Annotated in this window: 18 protein-coding genes and 1 pseudogene; 12 read left to right on the forward strand and 7 right to left on the reverse strand. The window is 41.9% G+C overall.

The genetic code is table 11. The features are described 5' to 3' along the window. Positions 1–100: 100 nt before the first annotated feature. The gene (locus ACY1JZ_RS23415; protein WP_462631143.1) at positions 101–1,438 is read right to left on the reverse strand and encodes a HAMP domain-containing sensor histidine kinase; all 1,338 of its coding nucleotides are present in this window, start codon (positions 1,436–1,438) and stop codon (positions 101–103) included. After that, positions 1,431–2,132, reverse strand: coding sequence for a response regulator transcription factor (locus ACY1JZ_RS23420; protein WP_270166940.1), 702 nt, complete (start codon positions 2,130–2,132; stop codon positions 1,431–1,433). Before ACY1JZ_RS23420 ends, ACY1JZ_RS23415 begins: the two co-directional genes overlap by 8 nt. A 183-nt stretch (positions 2,133–2,315) precedes the next feature. Between ACY1JZ_RS23420 and ACY1JZ_RS23425 the strand changes: the two genes are divergently transcribed. The 3 genes from ACY1JZ_RS23425 to ACY1JZ_RS23435 are packed head-to-tail and all read left to right on the forward strand — an operon-like array spanning position 2,316 to position 4,770. After that, entirely contained in the window at positions 2,316–3,002 is a 687-nt protein-coding gene (locus ACY1JZ_RS23425) for a TVP38/TMEM64 family protein (protein WP_462631145.1), read from the forward strand. Between the two features lie 29 nt (positions 3,003–3,031). Beyond that, positions 3,032–3,553: a CDP-diacylglycerol--serine O-phosphatidyltransferase gene (gene pssA / locus ACY1JZ_RS23430; protein WP_462631147.1), complete on the forward strand. Its 522-nt coding sequence runs from the start codon at positions 3,032–3,034 to the stop codon at positions 3,551–3,553. Positions 3,554–3,603: 50 nt separating this feature from the next. Further along, a complete protein-coding gene (locus ACY1JZ_RS23435; RefSeq protein WP_462631149.1) occupies positions 3,604–4,770 on the forward strand; it encodes a DUF418 domain-containing protein in 1,167 nt (388 codons plus the stop codon). A 154-nt stretch (positions 4,771–4,924) separates the two neighbouring features. Here ACY1JZ_RS23435 and ACY1JZ_RS23440 read toward each other — a convergent pair whose 3' ends face one another. Then, positions 4,925–5,896, reverse strand: a complete 972-nt coding sequence (locus ACY1JZ_RS23440; RefSeq protein ID WP_462631151.1) for a YndJ family transporter — start codon at positions 5,894–5,896, stop codon at positions 4,925–4,927. Between the two features lie 340 nt (positions 5,897–6,236). On the opposite strand from ACY1JZ_RS23440, the gene ACY1JZ_RS23445 reads away from it, so the two are divergent. The 4 genes from ACY1JZ_RS23445 (at position 6,237) to ACY1JZ_RS23460 (ending at position 9,912) form a co-directional block, all read left to right on the forward strand. Continuing rightward, a complete protein-coding gene (locus ACY1JZ_RS23445) occupies positions 6,237–6,770 on the forward strand; it encodes a hypothetical protein (RefSeq protein ID WP_462631153.1) in 534 nt (177 codons plus the stop codon). A gap of 446 nt (positions 6,771–7,216) precedes the next feature. After that, entirely contained in the window at positions 7,217–8,065 is an 849-nt protein-coding gene (locus ACY1JZ_RS23450) for an AraC family transcriptional regulator (protein ID WP_270166930.1), read from the forward strand. Between the two features lie 69 nt (positions 8,066–8,134). Then, on the forward strand, positions 8,135–8,737 hold the full coding sequence (locus ACY1JZ_RS23455; protein WP_270166928.1) for a class I SAM-dependent methyltransferase: 603 nt from the start codon (positions 8,135–8,137) through the stop codon (positions 8,735–8,737). A gap of 164 nt (positions 8,738–8,901) precedes the next feature. After that, a complete protein-coding gene (locus tag ACY1JZ_RS23460) occupies positions 8,902–9,912 on the forward strand; it encodes a leucine-rich repeat domain-containing protein (RefSeq protein WP_462631156.1) in 1,011 nt (336 codons plus the stop codon). Between the two features lie 184 nt (positions 9,913–10,096). Here ACY1JZ_RS23460 and ACY1JZ_RS23465 read toward each other — a convergent pair whose 3' ends face one another. After that, a complete protein-coding gene (locus ACY1JZ_RS23465; protein WP_462631158.1) occupies positions 10,097–11,059 on the reverse strand; it encodes an aldo/keto reductase in 963 nt (320 codons plus the stop codon). A gap of 407 nt (positions 11,060–11,466) precedes the next feature. Here ACY1JZ_RS23465 and ACY1JZ_RS23470 point away from each other — a divergent pair, with 407 nt between their 5' ends. The 3 genes and pseudogenes from ACY1JZ_RS23470 to ACY1JZ_RS23480 form a co-directional block, all read left to right on the forward strand. Beyond that, the gene (locus ACY1JZ_RS23470; RefSeq protein ID WP_462631160.1) at positions 11,467–12,348 is read left to right on the forward strand and encodes a GNAT family N-acetyltransferase; all 882 of its coding nucleotides are present in this window, start codon (positions 11,467–11,469) and stop codon (positions 12,346–12,348) included. A 247-nt stretch (positions 12,349–12,595) separates the two neighbouring features. Then, positions 12,596–13,300 (forward strand): hypothetical protein, encoded by a 705-nt coding sequence (locus tag ACY1JZ_RS23475; RefSeq protein WP_462631162.1) that lies wholly within the window; start codon positions 12,596–12,598, stop codon positions 13,298–13,300. Between the two features lie 11 nt (positions 13,301–13,311). After that, positions 13,312–13,569 (forward strand): annotated as a pseudogene (locus ACY1JZ_RS23480) (CD3324 family protein); the annotation flags it as partial. Between the two features lie 574 nt (positions 13,570–14,143). Here the strand turns inward: ACY1JZ_RS23480 and ACY1JZ_RS23485 are convergent. After that, on the reverse strand, positions 14,144–15,040 hold the full coding sequence (locus tag ACY1JZ_RS23485) for an AraC family transcriptional regulator (protein ID WP_462631163.1): 897 nt from the start codon (positions 15,038–15,040) through the stop codon (positions 14,144–14,146). Between the two features lie 98 nt (positions 15,041–15,138). Then, the gene (locus ACY1JZ_RS23490; protein ID WP_270166921.1) at positions 15,139–15,624 is read right to left on the reverse strand and encodes a hypothetical protein; all 486 of its coding nucleotides are present in this window, start codon (positions 15,622–15,624) and stop codon (positions 15,139–15,141) included. Between the two features lie 26 nt (positions 15,625–15,650). Here ACY1JZ_RS23490 and ACY1JZ_RS23495 point away from each other — a divergent pair, with 26 nt between their 5' ends. Further along, positions 15,651–16,361, forward strand: a complete 711-nt coding sequence (locus tag ACY1JZ_RS23495) for an NAD-dependent epimerase/dehydratase family protein (RefSeq protein ID WP_462631164.1) — start codon at positions 15,651–15,653, stop codon at positions 16,359–16,361. A gap of 155 nt (positions 16,362–16,516) precedes the next feature. Here the strand turns inward: ACY1JZ_RS23495 and ACY1JZ_RS23500 are convergent, their stop codons facing one another. Next, on the reverse strand, positions 16,517–17,704 hold the full coding sequence (locus ACY1JZ_RS23500; protein ID WP_462631165.1) for a multidrug effflux MFS transporter: 1,188 nt from the start codon (positions 17,702–17,704) through the stop codon (positions 16,517–16,519). A 291-nt stretch (positions 17,705–17,995) separates the two neighbouring features. On the opposite strand from ACY1JZ_RS23500, the gene ACY1JZ_RS23505 reads away from it, so the two are divergent. Next, entirely contained in the window at positions 17,996–18,901 is a 906-nt protein-coding gene (locus ACY1JZ_RS23505) for an alpha/beta fold hydrolase (protein ID WP_462631166.1), read from the forward strand. Positions 18,902–19,036 lie beyond the last annotated feature (135 nt).

A 19,036-nucleotide genomic window follows, 5' to 3' on the forward strand; every position in this document is an offset into this window, starting at 1 on the left:
TACCTTCATATTTTTCATTAAATTCAAAACAACTCTCCTATTAGATCGCCAAGCCTAGGGCATCCTTCTTAGCAAAGTTTTTAATAATAAACGATCGGTATTAATCTCTTGCATCAGTAAGCCTCCCTAATGTCAAGCTAATGTGAACGGAATAAGTTTCCTTATTACTTGTAACAGTTAATTGTCCTTTATGTTGTTCGATAATTTTTTTGCAAGTTTTCATACCGATTCCTGTACTACTCACTTCATGTGCTTCTTTTTTTATATCATTTTCAATATCGATCAATAGCATGTTGTCTTTAATTTCATAACTAATTTTGACTATTTTAGACTTATCGGCATACTTGATAATATTTGAGAAGATGTTGTCAAAAACTCTTCGAAAAGAAATTAAGTGAACATCGAAGTGAAAAGGTATGGTGCAAGGCTCTAACACAAAATGAAATCCGTTATTTTCTAGCACAAAGAGTTGCTCATCAAAGAGTTGCTCCATCAATTGATTTCCATCAAATCGTTCAAAATCTAGATTGTTATCTTCAGTATTAAACACAGTAAAGTACTCAAATAGTTTGTCCGAAAGGTGCTTAATTTGGTATGCTTTTTCCCTGCTGTTATGGATGTATTTATTAAAGTCTTCATCCGTCTGATATTTCTTGAACTCAATAATATCCAAGTATCCGACCAATGCTGTGAGAGGTGTCCTTAAGTCATGAGACATCGCGGTGACCAGCTCACTATTTGCAAATCTGGCTTGATTCTCATTGTCCAATCGTTCAATAAATGACTTTCTCATCTCATTAATGCTTTGGGCCAGTGAAGACAATTCGTCGTTCCCTTTTATTGTAATTGTATAAGTTAAGTCTCCACCTTCTAATATCTTAATTTCATTCTCAAGAGTTCCAATATAGGAGGTTTTCTTGTTTATAAAGAACAGCATGATGAATATAAAGAATATGAACGAAATGACCACACCCAAAATCGTAACCATATGATAGTACTTGTATTCAAAGAAGTACTCCAGGTAAATTTGGGCGCGAGCATCGGAAAATTGAATATTTAATAATTGAGAAGTACTTTTCAAATTCATATCTACCGATAGACCCCTATTCTCGGTAGTTGTTGTATAGCCATCTGTAGCGTAAATGAGTTTATTGTCTGTATAAATATAAATATTTACATATTTCGTTTCCCGAACCCATTGGGCTATTTTATCATGATCCTTAAGTGATAGATTCTTCTGAGAAACATACTTTTCGAATTCAGAAATGGCTAGCTGCTCTTGTTTTCCGATAAACGAGGTTTTAGTTAAGTAACGCTCAAGTATGTCTTCTCCTGTGGATTGCAATAACAAAAATAAGACTAGAGAAAACGTAAACGAAAAAATAAGACACAGGATTAATTTTAATTTTAATTTTCCCCATGAAAAGAGTTCACTCAATTCGATACCCCTTTCCCCAAACGGTTTTAATAAACTTGGGGTTCTGAGGATCTTTTTCTAATTTCATTCTGAGATTTCTGATATGAACCATAACTGTATTGTTACAGTTATAGAAATACGGTTCTCCCCAGACGCTTTCATATAGATTTTGTGCTGAAAATATCTTGTTTCTATTGCTGGACATCAAGGATAAAATCTTGTACTCAATTTCGGTTAGTGTAAGTTCTTCGTCGCCCATCCATACTTCATTGCTCTTCGTTTTAACACTTAGTTCATTAATTTTAATAATATCCGGAGACTCCGCAACAGTATCTTTCCCTTTATACACATAATATCTTCTAAGCAAGGCTTTCACTCTTGAAACCAATTCTGTATAGGAGAACGGCTTTGACAGATAATCATCACATCCTGCAGAAAAAGCCAAATATTTATCGGAGTCTTGGGTTTTGGCAGTCAAAAACAAAATGGGAGCGCTTGTTTTCTCGCGAATTTCTACACAGGCCTTAAACCCAGATTTTCTGGGCATCATAACATCCAGAATGATTAAATCTATAGTTTCATCTACTTTATTCAAAGCGTCCTCGCCGTCTACAGCTTCGGTCACGTTATATTGTTCGCTCTCCAGCAGGACCCGGACAATCTCTCTAATCTCATCGTTATCGTCAGCCACAAGAATTTTTTTTGTATGATTCATGAACATCCCTCCTCTAATGACTGTGCCTCCATTATAAAGTGTAAACAACTTATAAACCACAGATACGAAGTGACTTAAGAATTCTTAAGATTTATGATGCCCCCGTTCTTAAGAAAATTCACATAAGCTTGTAAATCATAAGCAAATGGGAGTGGGTTAAAAGATACGGGGGTGTCATCTAATATGCAACGATTTAACAAGATTATCATTGCGTCTCTGGGGCTTCTGATGATGGTCTTATTCATTCGTTATTCACCAGAAATTCTTAAATTGATGGTGTCTCTGGATAGTTTTCGAGATTATATTCTTTCAACGGGGAATTTAGGGCCGGTTATGCTTATTTTTTTCCAAGTTCTCCAGACGGTTATTGCACCAATACCCGGCGAGGTGATTCAGATTGCCGGTGGATATATCTATGGGACTTATGTAGGTATGCTGTTTATTACTGCAGGCATGTTGCTAGGGGCTATTATGGCATTTTATTTCACTAGGTTTGTAGGCGGGTCATTTATTGAGAATTTACTGAAGAAAAATAAATTTCAATGGATGGCAGGTATGATGGAGAATAAAAAGTTTTCTATCTTCTTGTTCATCATATTTATTATTCCTGGATTTCCCAAGGATGTATTCATTTATGCCGCGGGACTAACGACTATAAAGCCACTAAAGTTTTTCTCGATTTTAATTATCGCCAGATTTCCGTGGCTTCTAGCTTCAGTGAGCATTGGATCTAACATTTATCACAAAAATTACGTATCAACCGCAATCATATCAGGAGTTTCAGTCCTAGCTTTTGCTCTGGGATTGATATACAAAGATAAGCTTATTAACAAGCTATCCCTTTTCAAAAAAAGTAACAGTGGGTCTTAATTAAATTTCATCCTTAGTGAGGAGCATCTATGTTAATAAAAAATATTCCCAATCTGCTTACCTTTACAAATATGTCATTCGGGGTATTTTCAATCGTTGAGATCTTTAATCAAAATTACTTCGTAAGTGCGATGTATATCATTATTGCAGCTTTTATAGATAGATACGATGGTAGAATTGCCAGACGATTAAATGTTTGCAGTGAATTCGGCAAGGAGCTAGATTCCTTAGCTGATTTGGTTTCATTTGGTATTGCGCCAGCTTTACTTATTTATTTTAAATTTAATTTTGATGATCTTGGCATGCTGAAGCTTGTGGGTATAGTTGCTCTATTGTTATACATCATAAGCGGATCGTATAGATTGGCGCAATTTAATATCAGAGAAGCAGAGGGGAGCTTCCGCGGGGTTCCTATAACCGTAGCAGGTTTTATTCTCGCCGCGTACTCGCTAACTGTACCAGGCACGAATAGTTCAACACTTATATCCGTAATTACCTTGCTTATTTTCTCCTATCTAATGGTATCTACTATAAAATTCAAAAAAATATAACGCTATTTAGGGAAGCTATTATTCGTTATCAGGGGAAAGGAGCATTAAATATGATTGTACTAAAAGAAGGACAAGGACAACCAATGAGTCTGAAGGAACGGGTTCATTTTCTGGACATCGTTCGTGGATTCGCTATGCTAGGCATCATTATTGTCAATTATTTTCTGATTGTGGATTCCGTAAAGGGATTCGATATGGCCTCGGTTGACGTATTTCGTAATCTGGTTTCTTGGTTTGCCGACGGGAAATTCGTTACGCTATTCTCCTTCCTATTCGGTGTCGGATTTATAATTTTTATGGATCGAGCCGCGCAGCGGGTTGAGAATCCTACTAAGCTGTTTGCCCGCAGGTTATCCATTCTGTTGGGATTTGGCGTTTTGCATATCACCTTTGTGTGGGTAGGTGATATATTGGCCTTTTACGCCGTAATCGGCTTCCTGCTTCTCGCTTTCTATAAACTCACGCCCCAAATGATTCTGCGCTGGATTATCGCACTCATCGTGATACAATGCCTGACTCCTGTTTTCACGATGTTATACAATGTCGTAAATACTGCATCACCAGACATGTCGAAGTTCGGGGATTTTACTCTATCTAGCCACAATAGTGGCCTTACCTACCTGGAATCTATCGGCGTTCGGTGGGCAGATATGGCGACGATGGCTTCAAGCTCTTTCCCTACAGTCTATTCCATGTTTATCATGTTTCTGCTGGGCGTGTACTTTGTCAAGATGGGTTTTTTTGAAAAAATGGAGGAAAAGAAGAACATATGGAAGCGAATCTGGGTCATTAGCACGACCGCTTTTCTGATTACACAGAGTAGTATATTGCTCGAATTAATTAAGCCTTTTGAGAATATGCTGTGGATGGAAATTTCCTCTATACTTGGACAAAGTGGGGGCTTAACCGGAAGCATGTTCTATATGAGCACTCTTGCAATGCTGTTTGTCCACGTCCCACAGCTGCGAAGCGTGTTGATGATTTTTACCAAAGTCGGACGGATGTCATTGACCTGTTATCTGCTTCACAGCATTATTGGAACAGTTCTCTTCCTTGGTTACGGATTCGGACTTGCGGATCAGATTCAATCCTCCGGCACGTTCATGATCGGTCTGGCCGTGTACGTAGTGCTCATGATCTTCAGTACATTGTGGTTGAGATGGTTTAAGAACGGCCCCGTGGAATTTATATGGCGAAAGCTGACATACGCAAAATGAACGAGCGCCCAAAGGCAATGAAAAAAGGTATGTCAATTGAATAGATACTCCATAGTTAAGAATACAAGCAGTGCAAAAACGGCCTTCGTCCCTGATGGGACTGAGGCCGTTTGGTTTTGTATGTCATCATCATCCACAAAAGTGGATCACTCATCTATTCCCGTAGGTAAGCTGTTTTTTTAATAGAGTCTACCATGTACACCCAACCAATGAGTCCGCATAAAACAAAACCAAATGCATGCAGAGATCCGTAAATGGGAATGAAATCGAGTATGGTTAAGGAAAATATATTTCTTAGTAACGGATACAAAATGGAAAGGACGATAACCGTGTAAAAGGCAATACAGGAAAGCCCTAAAAAGAAGCTTGATTTATTGTGTAAAGAGTTCCTCCGCAAGTAAGCAAGGAGATACGTGGTGTAAATGACAATATTACATGCGAACAACGTGACACCAATGTACTCTATAGGCTTGGAGAAAATCATACCTACAGCAATCAATAGTGGTCCGATGATATCGATAGCAACGACCCAGGGATACCAGCTTTTTTTCGTCATGATCCTTCCCAGTGCACCAATAAAAATCGGAACGATAGCAGATGAAAAATGAAAGTGCACCGAGCTTAACGCGTGTGTTGTAAGATTGGCTTGGTAGAGGTCAGTTTGATATTGATATAAGGTAAACCAAATGCCCCCGACAAAAAAATAAACGAGTCCCGCGCCAATGGCTATTTCCGCTGCCTTTCCTTTAGAAATCACAATAGTGATCAAGCCATAGGTGCCAAGTAGTAGCGTGAACAGTAGCCACCCAAGGGAGAGAATCCCTGGTATTGCCGTGCCTTCTAATCCCCACAGCTTACTGCTCATTACGGAAATTAGGGCAAGAAGCGCTGCAGGGAATTGAAGCCATTTAATAGCGGCATAAACCATTCGTTGCTGTATATTCTTTTCATCATAGTTCAAAAGTAAGATTACAAGAGGTACAATGACGAAAGCCGCAAACAGTAGAAACTTTTCAACAAGTTCAAAATGGAAGTAATCAAAATAAAATATAAGAATAGTAATGATTCCACCGGGAATCGCTGGTATTAATAGGGGCCTCATCAGTTGCTTCAGAGAACTATTCATGGCAGTCCTTTCTCAATATGTTTGGAATATAATCTGTCTGCATTCGGTTGTGTAGCATTCTATAGTATGGATCGTTAATTCTCATTTTAGTTTAACACATTTATTTGCCAATATATTGCCTAGTTGATCTATTCCGGGATAGATTGTTTGCATAAAGCAAATAAATATAAACTGTGGAAAAGGTTTAGCTGGCGGTTATAGACGAAACGGGATCTGGGGCTGCGATTGAAGTAATGGATAGGACAATGCAACAATATCCAAATGTTTACGTCTAAATATAAGAAGGAAAAATTATGCTGGTAAGGAAGTGAAACCATTCTTTTGGGAAGGGAAATTTATAATGAATAACTCCAATCAAATGATACGTACTATGGTAATATTCATGACAATTACTATCTTGATGTTGCTAGTCGGCTGCAAAAACAACAATGTGCCTACTGAAACTATGACTCCCAGCACTGATTCGAGTTCAACACCGACTTCAACGTCACCTCAAGCACCTCCTAAGACACCAGGTCCGACACAAAACGGAGAAACGAAAACATTTATTTATGGTGGACTCAAACTTGAGGTAACAAATGTTTACGAAGTTCGAACCGAAAGCATGAACGATGACGGAGGTAATCCACATGAATACAGTGTTTTTGTTTGCTATCCCAGCGCAACTGTTACCGTATTAACCGCCGATATGAGTGATAGTAATTTCACTGCCGATGGAAAGTCTCATGCAAATTGGGGTGTGCTATTGGCGTCTGGTGAACGGAAGGATATCGTGGACAATATGGATTCATTTCATGTCACCCCAGATATACTCGGCATTTATAACCTCGAATCGAGCATGTATGTTTTGAAATTAGAGAACAAAAATGACTGAAAAACCTAACGGGACATCTGCTTCGCGACTTTCCAACAGAAGCAAAAGAACCAAGAAATTGGACGGAAAACATTACGTTTTTCCGCCCAACTTTTTTATTTGGGGACTTTGGATTATTAAACATATGAAATGATAGCGTTTCTTTGAGCTACTTAATCCGGGGAAGTAAGTTCATTTCTTGCTGCCGCGGCATGCTCCTTTCGCATTTTTCACCGATAGACCTGTTAAGCTGAACCGTATCATAAATAACGGCATGTTTTTCGAAAAACCCCGCAGGAGCTTTGGGCGCTTTACCAGACATGGGTTCAGATTGAGCCATACTTGGGGGAAAGTAGGCGCAACCGAGCTTTTTGGGGACACAGAACATACTGACAATTTGGTGCATGAAATGCACGGCAAGTCATTTTTATTTGCGATAGTATTTAACTCGGGAGGGAGGGAGAACGATGGATTGGTTGGAGAGGATGAAAAGCGCCATGGATTATATCGAAACGAACTTGGCGGACAATATCTCATATGATGACATAGCGCAGATCGCTTGTTGCTCGACGTATCATTTTCAACGAATGTTTCCGTTCATTACCGGAATCACGTTATCCGAGTACATTCGACGTCGACGATTGACATTGGCGGCTTTTGAACTGCAGACAACCGATGCAAGGGTGATCGATGTAGCCATGAAATATGGATACCAATCGCCGGAAGCGTTCGCACGGGCGTTCAAGAATCTCCATGGGATCATGCCGATATCTGCGCGCGATAAAGGCGTTTCCTTAAAAGCCTATCCTCGAATGTCCTTTCATATCTCAATAAAAGGAGATGTCGAGATGAATTACCGGATTGAACAAAGAGTGGCGTTTGACATGTTCGGGGTTTATGGCCTTGTTAGTCAGGATTTTCAAGCAGCATTTACAGATGTTCCTCAATTCCGTAAACAATGTGATGAAGACGGCAGTGTGGATCTAATGAACGAACTGCTAGGGCGGTTTGGGAATAACGTGCTGCATGCTGCCTTGTATGACCATACGGGAGATTCATTCAAGTACATGGTATGCTATCATCTACCAAGGGGACTTGAAATTCCGGAGAGATTTACAAAGCTTTCTGTGCCGGCTTTAACTTGGGCTATTTTCCCGGAGCCGCAATGTGAATTGCAAAAATTATGGGAACGGATATACAGCGAGTGGTTCCCGACATCTGGATACGAGCAGGTTGAGGGTCCTCAATTCGAAATGTATTATGGAATGCCAGGGCATACACAGGGTGAGATCTGGATACCAGTAAAGAAGAAGTAACGGTTTTCCTAAGGAATACGATAATTCTACATTAATAGAACAAAATTAAGACAGAGTGGAGAGATGAACATGGGGAATACGGAAAAGTTTGAAATGATTGCGAACATATACGATACGCCAGAAAGAGTCCATATCGCCAAGGTTTCATCGGAGGCTATACGGGGATATATAGTTGACACCAAAAGTAAGGATGCTATTGATTTTGGGTGCGGAACTGGTCTAGTCGGCATGAACTTGATCAATGACTTTCATTCCATGCTTTTTCTGGATACTTCACCAAGTATGATTGACCAAATCAAGCAAAAGATTACTAATTCCAAAATTCGAAATGCAGATACAATATGCTTCGATTTTGAAAAGGATGGATTATCCGATTTACGTGCCGACTATATTTTTATGGCTCAGGTTTTGCTTCATATCGATAATTATGAATCCGTTTTAACTAGATTATTTGATGTTCTCAATGAAGGGGGACATTTGCTCATCGTGGATTTTGATAAAAATGAAAATATCGTTTCAGACATCGTCCATAATGGATTCCATCAAGATGAGCTATCCGATAGGATGACGAAAATTGGGTATAAGAATATTAAGTCCAAAACTTTTTATACGGGAAGTAAAATATTCATGGGACAAGATGCATCGATGTTTGTTCTTGATGCTCAAAAGTAAGTTGCCGTTACAGGACGACTTTACATCTATGCTGTGTTTAATAAGAAGCTTGCAATGAACCCTGAACTCATTTATGAGACGTATTAAGGAGACTATTTAACTGAGGGGACCGTGGATTTTCGGTAAGACGGACTTGTGATTCATGGCCAAAGGAGGGACTATGAATGCGTAAAATGTGGAAAAGGAAGATACTGATCCATGATCCTGTCGCGCTGGACCGGATTCAGATCGAGCAGGACTTGAACGAAGGCAACCAAGTCATTGTCCAGTTCTCCCACCCGGACTTCTATGGTTCCATCTTGGAGGAAGTGGACGAGCTTTGCGAGCGTTATAATGAGGATTTCGGAGTACGCTTCTACGCCCACTATTCCCTGTCTTTTGATTGCCATACTCTCTTGCGGATTCCCCATGTCAAAATGCTGCATCTCAATAGTCTTACCCAAGCGCATAACATAGAGGCATTGGCCAAGCTGGAATACTTGCGCAATTTACATATAGGGATATTCGAGCTGGAGAATTCGGAAATTCTGGGCATTGAAACACTACGATCTGTAAAAGAGCTAACGATTATGGCGGAGAAAAGAACGCTCAACTTGCAGCATTTCAATGCTTATACGCAGTTGGAGCACCTGCATGTCGGAGGCAAGGTGAAAAATCTCGATGCTGTAGGCAATCTGGAGAATTTAAACTATCTCGCGCTTCATTCCATCAGCAAGCTGCCGCTACACTTTGTTAACCGACTGAGGAAGCTGAAGCATCTTCGCATCTTGCTAGGAGGACGAGAAGATATAAGGGAAATCGAGGTCAATGACATTGACGATCTGGAGATTTGCAGAGTCCGCGGCTTTCATGATCTGACCAACATTGCGAGCTTTCGGTCTCTAACGAGACTCGTCATTGAGGACCAGATTCAACTGAACGAAATTGCCTTTGACCTGGAGATGAAGATGCTAGATGAATTATCCATATCCAATTGCAAGGGCTTGACCCGTGTGACGGGAATGAAGCAATTGCCTTCTCTGCGTAAGCTTCGCATAGTCAAAACGGCAATCGACTTTGATTCCTTTATCCATCAGCAGCTTCCTCAATCTTTATCTTCAGTAGAGTTCGCGACTCTCAAAAGTAAAGCAGACCAGGAAATACAACAAGCTTTAATTAAATTGGGGTTTCAATAAAGGGGGAAAAGAATGAACATAGCGCGGCAAAAAGGAGTAAGGTCAGAAAGCGGTCAATCACTTGAGTGCTGGGGTTAAAAGCCTTCTCCCTCCTTCCAGCACAGGAGCAAGGAAGGGCCTTCCTCCGAGGAATGGCCCTTCCAATGGTGAACTCTCAATATACGTAAAAGAGGCTTCGTCCAATTTAGTATGTTGCTTCATTTAACCTTTTAATCTGTTCCTGAGTAAGCGTTACATCGAGTGCCTGTAGGTTCTCCTGAAGCTGTTCCGTTGAGCTTGCTGCAATTACCGGCAGGGTAACCGGGGAGCTACTCAGCATCCAAGCGAGGACTACCTGATTATGCGTTGCGCCCGTTTCTTTGGAGATTTCCTGTAAAACGGCAATTCTTGTCTCTGCGTCTGGGCCAGCGTATTGCACAGGAATTGGACGATCCTGGCGGCTGTACGCGCCGTTCAACAGAGGTGAATAGGCAAGTAAGGCGATTTCCTCATGGGTCTCAATATACTTGAGCATTTCCTCCGAAACGCTGATCTGTACATCGAAGTCGGCGCCTGGTCTAGGGCGCAAATAGGTATATCTCTGCTGAATACATTGATAGGAAGCAAAGCCGCGGGATTGACTAATACTTCTTGCCTGTTCAAGCCGCCAGGTGTAATGGTTACTGCATCCGATGGCCCCTACTTTGCCGGATTGTACTAATTGATTGAACGCCTCGAGCGTTTCCTCCAGAGGGACATCCATATCGTCAATATGGGCGTAATACAAATCAATATAATCGGTTTGCAGCCGCTTGAGGCTTTCATCGACCGCTTTATGAATGGCCTTTTTGGATAACCCTTCTTTAGAAGCAAAGCCGCCACCGGGAATGGTTGGGTTCGCTCCAACCTTGGTTGCCAGAAAGATGTGATTCCGGTTTCCTCTTTCCTTCATCCATTCTCCCAGCAAGGTCTCGCTTTGTCCGCCTACTCCGGTTCCATTCCAGAAGGCATAGTTGTTGGAAGTATCCAGAAAGTTACCTCCTGCCTCCAAATATTGATCCAGTAGTCGATACGATAAGCTTTTGTCGGTATTCGTGCCGAAGTTTAGACAACCAAGACATAGAGCGCTCACCTGTGGTCCTGATTTTCCTAAAGATAGTTGTCTCATTTTATTCGAACTCCTATTCCTATGTAATTTTTGCTTTACTAACTCTAGTAGTTTGAGATTAACTTATAATAGTGCTATAGTTAATAATTTCAATTTCTACTTGGACATGAGTTTATAGGAGTTGAATACAGCAGTCAAGATTTTATTTGTATAATATATAAAATTATAGTTGTGTAACTAAATATTACATAATAGGTAGAGCTTGCGGATGTCTTCTTTTTATCCGCAATAAGGAGCCCATCCAGATATTTCTGACGAAATCTTCGTGATTGAATCAGTTACAGTAACAAATGTTGGGCCATACTCTGTGCAAAAAGGAGCGTCGACAAAAACCTGCCGTTTCATACAGCGTGGAGAACCGTACCACAATTAAAGACTATTCTTATTTTAGAAAGGAAACACTTTCGATGATGATACATAGTTATGACTTCAAAAACCGAGACGAATATAGAGCAAGTTTCAATCGGCTTTCTAAGCTAGTATTTGGATTGGACTTCGAAGCATGGTACCAAAAGGGAGCCTGGGACGATCGCTATATTTGCCATTCAATTGTTGCCAATGACGAAATAATTGCTAATGTTTCCGTTAGCAAGATGGACGTGGTCATTAATGGTGAAATCAAAAGGGCACTGCAAATTGGAACTGTAATGACTCATCCCGAGCATCGGGGTAAAGGGTTGTCAAAACAACTGATGGAGTATGTATTGGAAACCTACGGAGACACATGCGATTTGTTTTTCTTATTTGCGAACAGTAGTGTGCTTGATTTTTATCCTAAATTTGGGTTTACTATCTTACCTGAACATCAATTTCATTTAAACCTAACGGTTCAGCTCCAAGAGCAGCCCATGTTACTCGATAAACTGGATGTTTCGAAGGAAGAGCATTGGGATTTCATTAAGCAAAAGCTTCGTTCCCGCAGACCCATTTCAGAACATTTTGGTGTCTATAACGTCCCTGGTTTATTTCAATTTTATGCTTTGAACGTATTTCCCGAATGCCTGTATTATTCGCGAACTGACGATGCCATCATCGTTCTTGAGCATGAAGGCGATCTGTTGCATGTATATGATGTTATCAGCGACAAAGAGGTGAACCTGGAAACGTTGGTTTCCCGGATTGCAACGGAACAAACAAGGAAAGTCCGGTTCCATTTCACACCCGATCAGCTCCTCAACAAAGCTTATGTAGAACCAATGGGTAAGCATGAAGATATCTTATTTGTTCGACCACTTTCTGATTTGGGAGAGCTGCCCGTGTTCTGTGTACCTACGCTGGCTCATGCTTAGCGGCTGCGTTAGCGGATTCGGGAGTTAACCATACGAGCCCTAGATCACAAGGTCACTTCCAACGCTGGCTGAAAACTTGCCGTTACAGACAGCGCGGAAGACGTTATCACAAATAACGGCAAGTTTTTGGATGATGTAAAGTTAATTTAAGATATTCATTGCCTATATCCCACATACTTACAATGATATCCTTTTCTTATATCAGATGCGCACCTGATGAATCCTGATTTCGAAAGGGAGAGATCGTATGGGGAAGGATAATATTATTAAATCATTGCTCTCTGAGAAGGTAAGTATGACGCCGAATGGATGTATTGCTGATGAATTAACCCCAGAACAGTTTGCAGGCTGCCACGAGCTGTTCTTTGATAAGATTCTGGAAATTCATGCATCCGATCTAAAGGGAATAGAAGGCTATGGCGAGTTTAATGACGAATGTAAATTGGAATATAGAAGCTGTAAGGAATTTCTGATCGAGACATTCGCAGATCATAAAGAGGGGTATTGGTATAATTGGACAGAGATGTTCGAGACAACGGTACTTGAGCGTGAATTCTTCGAAACATACTTGCAGGAAATGAAGGACAGAATTCCGTATTGTGAAGGGAAACGTTATTTGGTATATAATAATACCTTCTTCGTGAATATGATTACGGATGGCAAGACGGCGGTTGGGTTCCCTGACTGGAGCAGATCCGGCATCTGTGATTTCCTTCTCGATTTTGTAATTATGGATCTGAATAAACCATACTTGCGTATTCCGGAATTGTTGTTCGAGTACTGCAGGAACAGGGACATCGTCATCCCAGACTTCCACGAGAGATTCCTATGTATGGCTTATTATAAAGGGATCGATGTCTTGCGTTGGCATGCATCGATTGATGATACGGAGTCCTGCACGAGCATCATGACATCCATCAGCGAACTGAAAGATCGAATATACGCCTTATAGATGGTGATAGGATGAAATATGAAAATGCCAGCCATATCCTCCCCGAGGAACTGCTGAAGGAAATCCAGAAATATGCCGCGGGGAAGCTACTCTATATTCCCTCTGGGGAGGAAAAGAGGGCTTGGGGCGAAGCGTCTGGCTACCGGGCTCAACTGAAGAAACGCAATCGAATGATTCGAAACAAGTACGCTCACGGGCTGACAGTATCCGAACTTGCGGATGAATACTTCTTATCTTTGGATTCCATTAAGAAAATTATCTATTCGAGGAATAACGATACGTCGCTGACCTACTCTCCTACCATAAAGTCGGCTGCACGCTATGCGACTGCCGGGATGATCGAAGAATGGGTCCAATGCTTTTTACTGCTCACCTGGAAAGCTGATCCCAATGTACATGATCTCATAGAGGGAGAAGCTCTCTACTTCGGAGTCATCAAGTTTCCATTACGTCTCATTCAGCGCGAAGAAATGGGTATTGGGGAGAGCCTTGCGGGTGAACAAGATGATTCGTCTGCGCTTCCACCTCTTCTTATTCAGTATGCGGAAGGAAAATTTTATTGTACTATGCAGAAGGAGCTGCTGGCTTCGTTAAAACAACGCAAAATAAATGCCTACCCCTCCATCATCATATTGAAAGAGAATGCCGAGTATAAAAGATTCATGCAATACTTTGGAAACGTATTTATCTTTGTTGATAATGTTTGATTCGATGAGTGGGCCATCCCGCTAAGGGTGGCCCCAAACCTGCTGTTACATACACAGCTAGCGCGGCGAGCCATTATTTCTATCATGACGTCAGTGAACTATCGGGCACCTGGTCGAACAAGGCAAGAAAAAAGTGCTATTTCTTCACAACAGGCATCCAAACCTCACTATAATATGTCCCGTTCCCAGCGTTGCCGTAGATTTCAATGTCTGGCCCATCTAATTTGTCATAGCCTGATGCTGGGAGCCATTCGGAATAGATTCTTTTCCACAACTGTTGTGTCATGTATCCAATCTGACTGTCTGCATGCTCTTCCGATGTGAAAACAGCCCATTTGTGAGCAGGAACAGTGATTCGAGTATATCCTGTTGGATTACTCTGCTCTGTAACAAATGCAAAAAGCATATAGGGGTAGGTGGAACGACCAGTGTCACGATAATTAAGCGCAGCATGAATAGCGCACAAACCAGTGTAGGTTTCTCCCCGTTTATGAAGATTGGCCGCATCAAATAATGCCTCATATGATCCATTAGCATGACATTCCTGCCAGAACTCAGGCACACTCTTGTTGGTCGGATCATTAGTCAGAGAGAAGATTTCCTCCATCCCAAAAATCTCAAATGCATCCTTATCCACAATCGAATAACGCATTTCCTCAGCTCCCTTTACTGAAATATGAAAGGAGATACGTGGATAGGATAGGAGCACCGCCCCCTGTTTACGGGCTTGAGAAGGTGTAACCCCATGCATTTTGTGGAATGCGCGGGTGAACGAGTCATGGGACTCATAGCCATACTTTATGGCCAGGTCCATGATTTTAATATGATGATGTTGAAGTTCCACAGCAGCAAGAGTTAAGCGTCTACGTCTCACGTACTCCGATAGGGGCAAGTCCATCATATAGGAGAACATTCTCTGAAAATTGTAAACAGAGCAGCACGCGATTTTGGCTACGTCTTCATAATCTAGCTGATCTGCAAGATGATCCTCGATGTACTCAATTGCACGATTAAAGCGCTCCAGAAAATCCATCCCCACACCTCCTTTCCTTCTCAGAATAACGTAACCCCTTGGCAGGGACTCGATGATTCATGCCGTGTTTTATCGATAAAGGGAGGGGCTTTTTGCAATTATAGTTTTTCTAACGTAACATTTTGATCTTCGAATTGCAGTTGAATCGTAGCGCCTGATTGAAATAATACTTCAAAGCGAAGGTTCGAGTTGTTTATGGAACAGAATTCTTCTCGTACCCATGAGTCTAGATCAGGATGAAAAATTCGATATGGAGCACTCTCATATAAGTGCGTAAATGAAAAATGTGAAACGTCTTTAAAGGATAATTTCCAGCGCTCTCGATCCGTTGCAAGTATAAAATCAATGCTAGTGTGATACAAGCTAGTGTGGATGAAATTGAGATGTTCTAAAAGATACCCATGAAAACCGTGCGCTATAAAGCGAGAATAGACCTTTGTAGGCAATCGATCCATTAAACTGTTATACTCATTTTTATATAATATACTATTAGTATTCCATGCTTCCTCAGCATCCAAGATCTGCTCCTCAGTCAAACTCTCATTATTCATAGTAGATAACAGTTCATAAGTAAAATATTTCAATTTGAGTCACTCCTTTAGATGCCATGATGGAAGCGCTCAAGGATGTAAGCCTTATCATTCACGCCGCCGCGTATCTCGGAGAGGATCGAACCCTTGCCGAGGCATCCAATATCCAAGGGGTTCAAAGTCTGATTGATGGGGCAATATCGGCAGGAGTGGAACGATTTGTTCATATTTCCACTTTATCGGTCTACGGTCATCTTGATGGGGATGTGGAGTTGAATGAAGCAAGTAGCTTGGCATATGGTCACTCCGAGGTATACATTGCAACGAAATGCGAATCGGAACGAATTGTACAAGATGCTATGGCTAGAGGGCTACAAGGTGTGATTCTACGTCCTGGCATTATCTGTGCCGAACATAACTCTCACTGGGGCGATAGACTAGTCGCCAAGCTTGCCCAGGCAGATCGCGTGACATGGATTCATCCTGATGATCTGGCACCATGGGTGCATGCGGAGAATTTGGCAGAAATGTGTGTGCTTGCGGCGACACATCCTGTGGCCGTCAATCAGGTCTACAATGCTATAGACGGAAACTATACAGAAGATGAGTTTACTCTGCGTATTGCGCGTGCGATGGACAAGAAGCTCACCATACCCGACGGTGACCCCATAAGAATGGCGTATAGCTCCCATAAGATAAAGGACGACTTGGGCTACCGTCCGGTCAGAACGTTCGAGGAAACCGTGGCGCAATTAGAGGAGCAAGGCCGTCGTTGGCTTCTAAGCCATTAAGAGCAAGGATGCCCTAGCGTGTGAAAGGGAGTTGCCCGCTTCCTGAAGAGTTTTAAGATGCGCCAAGCCTGTTGAGACCTCTCAACAGATTGCAGGAACGGGCCCAATGAGCCCGTTCCTCAATCGTATGATCACTTCGCTATAAGGCTTTGTTCTCACCTGTTTCTGTTAACCAGAGCTTTGCTGACTAAGAGCATTACAATGGCTAGACCGAGAAAGTAAAGGGGCATCGTAAGCAAAGACTCATTATGGAAATAGCTCATACCGCTCGTTATCAAGCTAACAAGCAAATAGTAGCTCAGTCCGAATACCGCTCCTGCAGTGCCGATCGCATCCTTATACTGAACTAAGGCCAGGCTTAAGCAATTCGGAATTGTCATACCGATGCCAAGGAGCACAATAAAGAGACAGACAAGGATGAAGACCATCGACATTGCGTTGGACTGCAGTCCCGTCAAAGCGAAAGCCGTGAAGATCAGAGTCCCGACAGCAGTCGTAAGGCAGCCATAGAAAATTATTGTTTCAGCGCTCAGCCTGCGCAGAAGCTTCTTGGACAGTATAGCGCCCATAATAGACGACACGGCCACACAGATGCCAAGCAATCCAAACCAACCAGGCTCCAGTCCGAAGAAGTCAATAAAAATAAAAGGAGCCTCGGCATAATAGCTAAATAAAATCCCGTTCGTTGCACCAATCAAAAAACTGAATGTCCAGATATAGCTATCTTTAATCATTCTTCCAGCTACAGCAAAGGAGCTAGTCTTTGTAATTGTAGCAGCATCTCGTGTTTCCGGCAAAGAGGTCCACGTATAGACGAAGATGGCAATACTCATCACAATCAAGGTCATAAAAACAGCACGGAAGCCAAGCCACTGATCGATCCATCCACCCAGCAATGGCCCGATAGCTGGAGTAAAAGCGAGCGCGGCAGAAATTTGAGCAAACATGCCATGTCGCTGATCATCCGGGATGCTCTCCCGCAAAATGGTCTGTGTCACAACAGAGCCTGTACTTGCTCCGAAGGCTTGAACAAAACGGCTAACAAGCAGCCATTCAACCGATGGCGCGACATAACAGCCAAGGCTGCCGACTCCATAGACAGCAATCCCCCACAATAGGGAAGGTCTGCGGCCAATGAAATCGGATAATCTGCCCCAGCAAAATACCCCCGCAGCAAAGCCTAGAAAATAGATGCTTAATGTTAATTGGATACGATTGCCGCTTGCTTGGAGCTGCTCTGCAATATCAGGTAATGATGGTGTATAGATCGTTTCACTTATTTGTGGAAAACCTACTAATACGATAAATAACCATAATGATGGCACTGAGACTTTTCTTAACATGGTTGCTTCCCCCTATACTTGCAAAATCTCAATCAAATCATTATTCGTTTGTTGAGATTACGGGATAGGGGGCTTGCATTTGCACAATCGGGAAAATGACATCATTCAACTCAACAACCTTTTATTATTATAGGGGGAGAATAACTTTTAGTATTGTAGCAGGAATGCGATATTGTCACAAGCGGATTTCTACTCAGAGAGGCAAGGCCTGCGGGAGCCCTAAGCTGTCTCAGGAGACGATGGTGATCGATAATACGAACATTCATTTTAGGAGCCAAAGGAGAGAAAAGAATGAACCATTCCATGCAAATTCGCGGAAAAGGGATACATGTCGAAGCTTTCGGTAAGAAAAGCTCACCTGCAGTGCTTTTTTTGCATGGTGGGCCGGGTGAGAGCTGTTATGAGTTTGTCCTACACCAAGCTAAGAGGCTCGCAGCCGAATTATATGTCATTGCAATTGATCAGAGGGGAGTTTGTCGGTCCGAGAGGATTTTGGAGCATGAGTCTTTTGGGCTTCAAGATCTGATTGATGATTGTGAGGAGCTTCGTCGTCAGCTTGGTATCAACGACTGGTCGGTTATTGTTCATTCATTTGGGGGGTACCTTGCCTTGATATATGCTGTCCACTATCCAGCGTCTGTTAATCGGGTAATTTTTGAATGTCCTACATTCGATTTTGGATGGACCGCCAGAAGCATGTTGAAGAAGGCTGCTAATCTATTTGAGCTCATGGGGGATTCGGGACAGTCACAGCAATGTTTGGAACGGCTAGAGGAAGATTTGCCTGCAGACCAACTATTTAGAGAGTACCTTCATTTAGGAGAGGAGTTAGGGGACAACAAGGGACGGATTTACTCGAATGAGGAGATTCCATCCGACTATTCGTTATATTCAGATGAGGAGTGGGATGAATTTGCAGATCGAACAGATGTTCATCTAAGACGATTAATAGAGGAAGGGAAAATATTCGAGTCAGTCGTTCCGCTATTATCCCGTTTAACCGTTCCCTCATTATTAATAATAGGAGACCATGACCCCGTGACGTGTGAACATCATATTCGTGCTTATCGTGAAACCGCGCAAGGTGAAATGGCGATATTCAATAACTGTGGTCATACGCCACATAAGGAGCAGATCGAATTGTTTAGAGAGACAGTAAGTCATTTTATAATCGGTGAAACCAATTCAATTAAATAATATACAAGCGCTCATTAAGACTACGCTCATACACTCCATTACAGGCGTTGTTCTTGTCTACATGTGCTCTTTCCTTGCTCGAATACATCGAGAATTTCTCGATGACCAAACTCAGGGGTCCTGGCTAATTAACCA

This window comes from Paenibacillus sp. J5 (genome assembly GCF_054955055.1).

Coding starts and splice junctions, on each gene's coding strand:
- ACY1JZ_RS23420 (WP_270166940.1), bottom strand. CDS start 2,132: ATGAATCATACAAAAAAAATTCTTGTGGCTGACGATAACGATGAGATT.
- ACY1JZ_RS23425 (WP_462631145.1), top strand. CDS start 2,316: ATGCAACGATTTAACAAGATTATCATTGCGTCTCTGGGGCTTCTGATG.
- pssA (WP_462631147.1), top strand. CDS start 3,032: ATGTTAATAAAAAATATTCCCAATCTGCTTACCTTTACAAATATGTCA.
- ACY1JZ_RS23435 (WP_462631149.1), top strand. CDS start 3,604: ATGATTGTACTAAAAGAAGGACAAGGACAACCAATGAGTCTGAAGGAA.
- ACY1JZ_RS23440 (WP_462631151.1), bottom strand. CDS start 5,896: ATGAATAGTTCTCTGAAGCAACTGATGAGGCCCCTATTAATACCAGCG.
- ACY1JZ_RS23445 (WP_462631153.1), top strand. CDS start 6,237: ATGAATAACTCCAATCAAATGATACGTACTATGGTAATATTCATGACA.
- ACY1JZ_RS23450 (WP_270166930.1), top strand. CDS start 7,217: ATGGATTGGTTGGAGAGGATGAAAAGCGCCATGGATTATATCGAAACG.
- ACY1JZ_RS23455 (WP_270166928.1), top strand. CDS start 8,135: ATGGGGAATACGGAAAAGTTTGAAATGATTGCGAACATATACGATACG.
- ACY1JZ_RS23460 (WP_462631156.1), top strand. CDS start 8,902: ATGCGTAAAATGTGGAAAAGGAAGATACTGATCCATGATCCTGTCGCG.
- ACY1JZ_RS23465 (WP_462631158.1), bottom strand. CDS start 11,059: ATGAGACAACTATCTTTAGGAAAATCAGGACCACAGGTGAGCGCTCTA.
- ACY1JZ_RS23470 (WP_462631160.1), top strand. CDS start 11,467: ATGATGATACATAGTTATGACTTCAAAAACCGAGACGAATATAGAGCA.
- ACY1JZ_RS23475 (WP_462631162.1), top strand. CDS start 12,596: ATGGGGAAGGATAATATTATTAAATCATTGCTCTCTGAGAAGGTAAGT.
- ACY1JZ_RS23485 (WP_462631163.1), bottom strand. CDS start 15,040: ATGGATTTTCTGGAGCGCTTTAATCGTGCAATTGAGTACATCGAGGAT.
- ACY1JZ_RS23495 (WP_462631164.1), top strand. CDS start 15,651: ATGGAAGCGCTCAAGGATGTAAGCCTTATCATTCACGCCGCCGCGTAT.
- ACY1JZ_RS23500 (WP_462631165.1), bottom strand. CDS start 17,704: ATGTTAAGAAAAGTCTCAGTGCCATCATTATGGTTATTTATCGTATTA.
- ACY1JZ_RS23505 (WP_462631166.1), top strand. CDS start 17,996: ATGAACCATTCCATGCAAATTCGCGGAAAAGGGATACATGTCGAAGCT.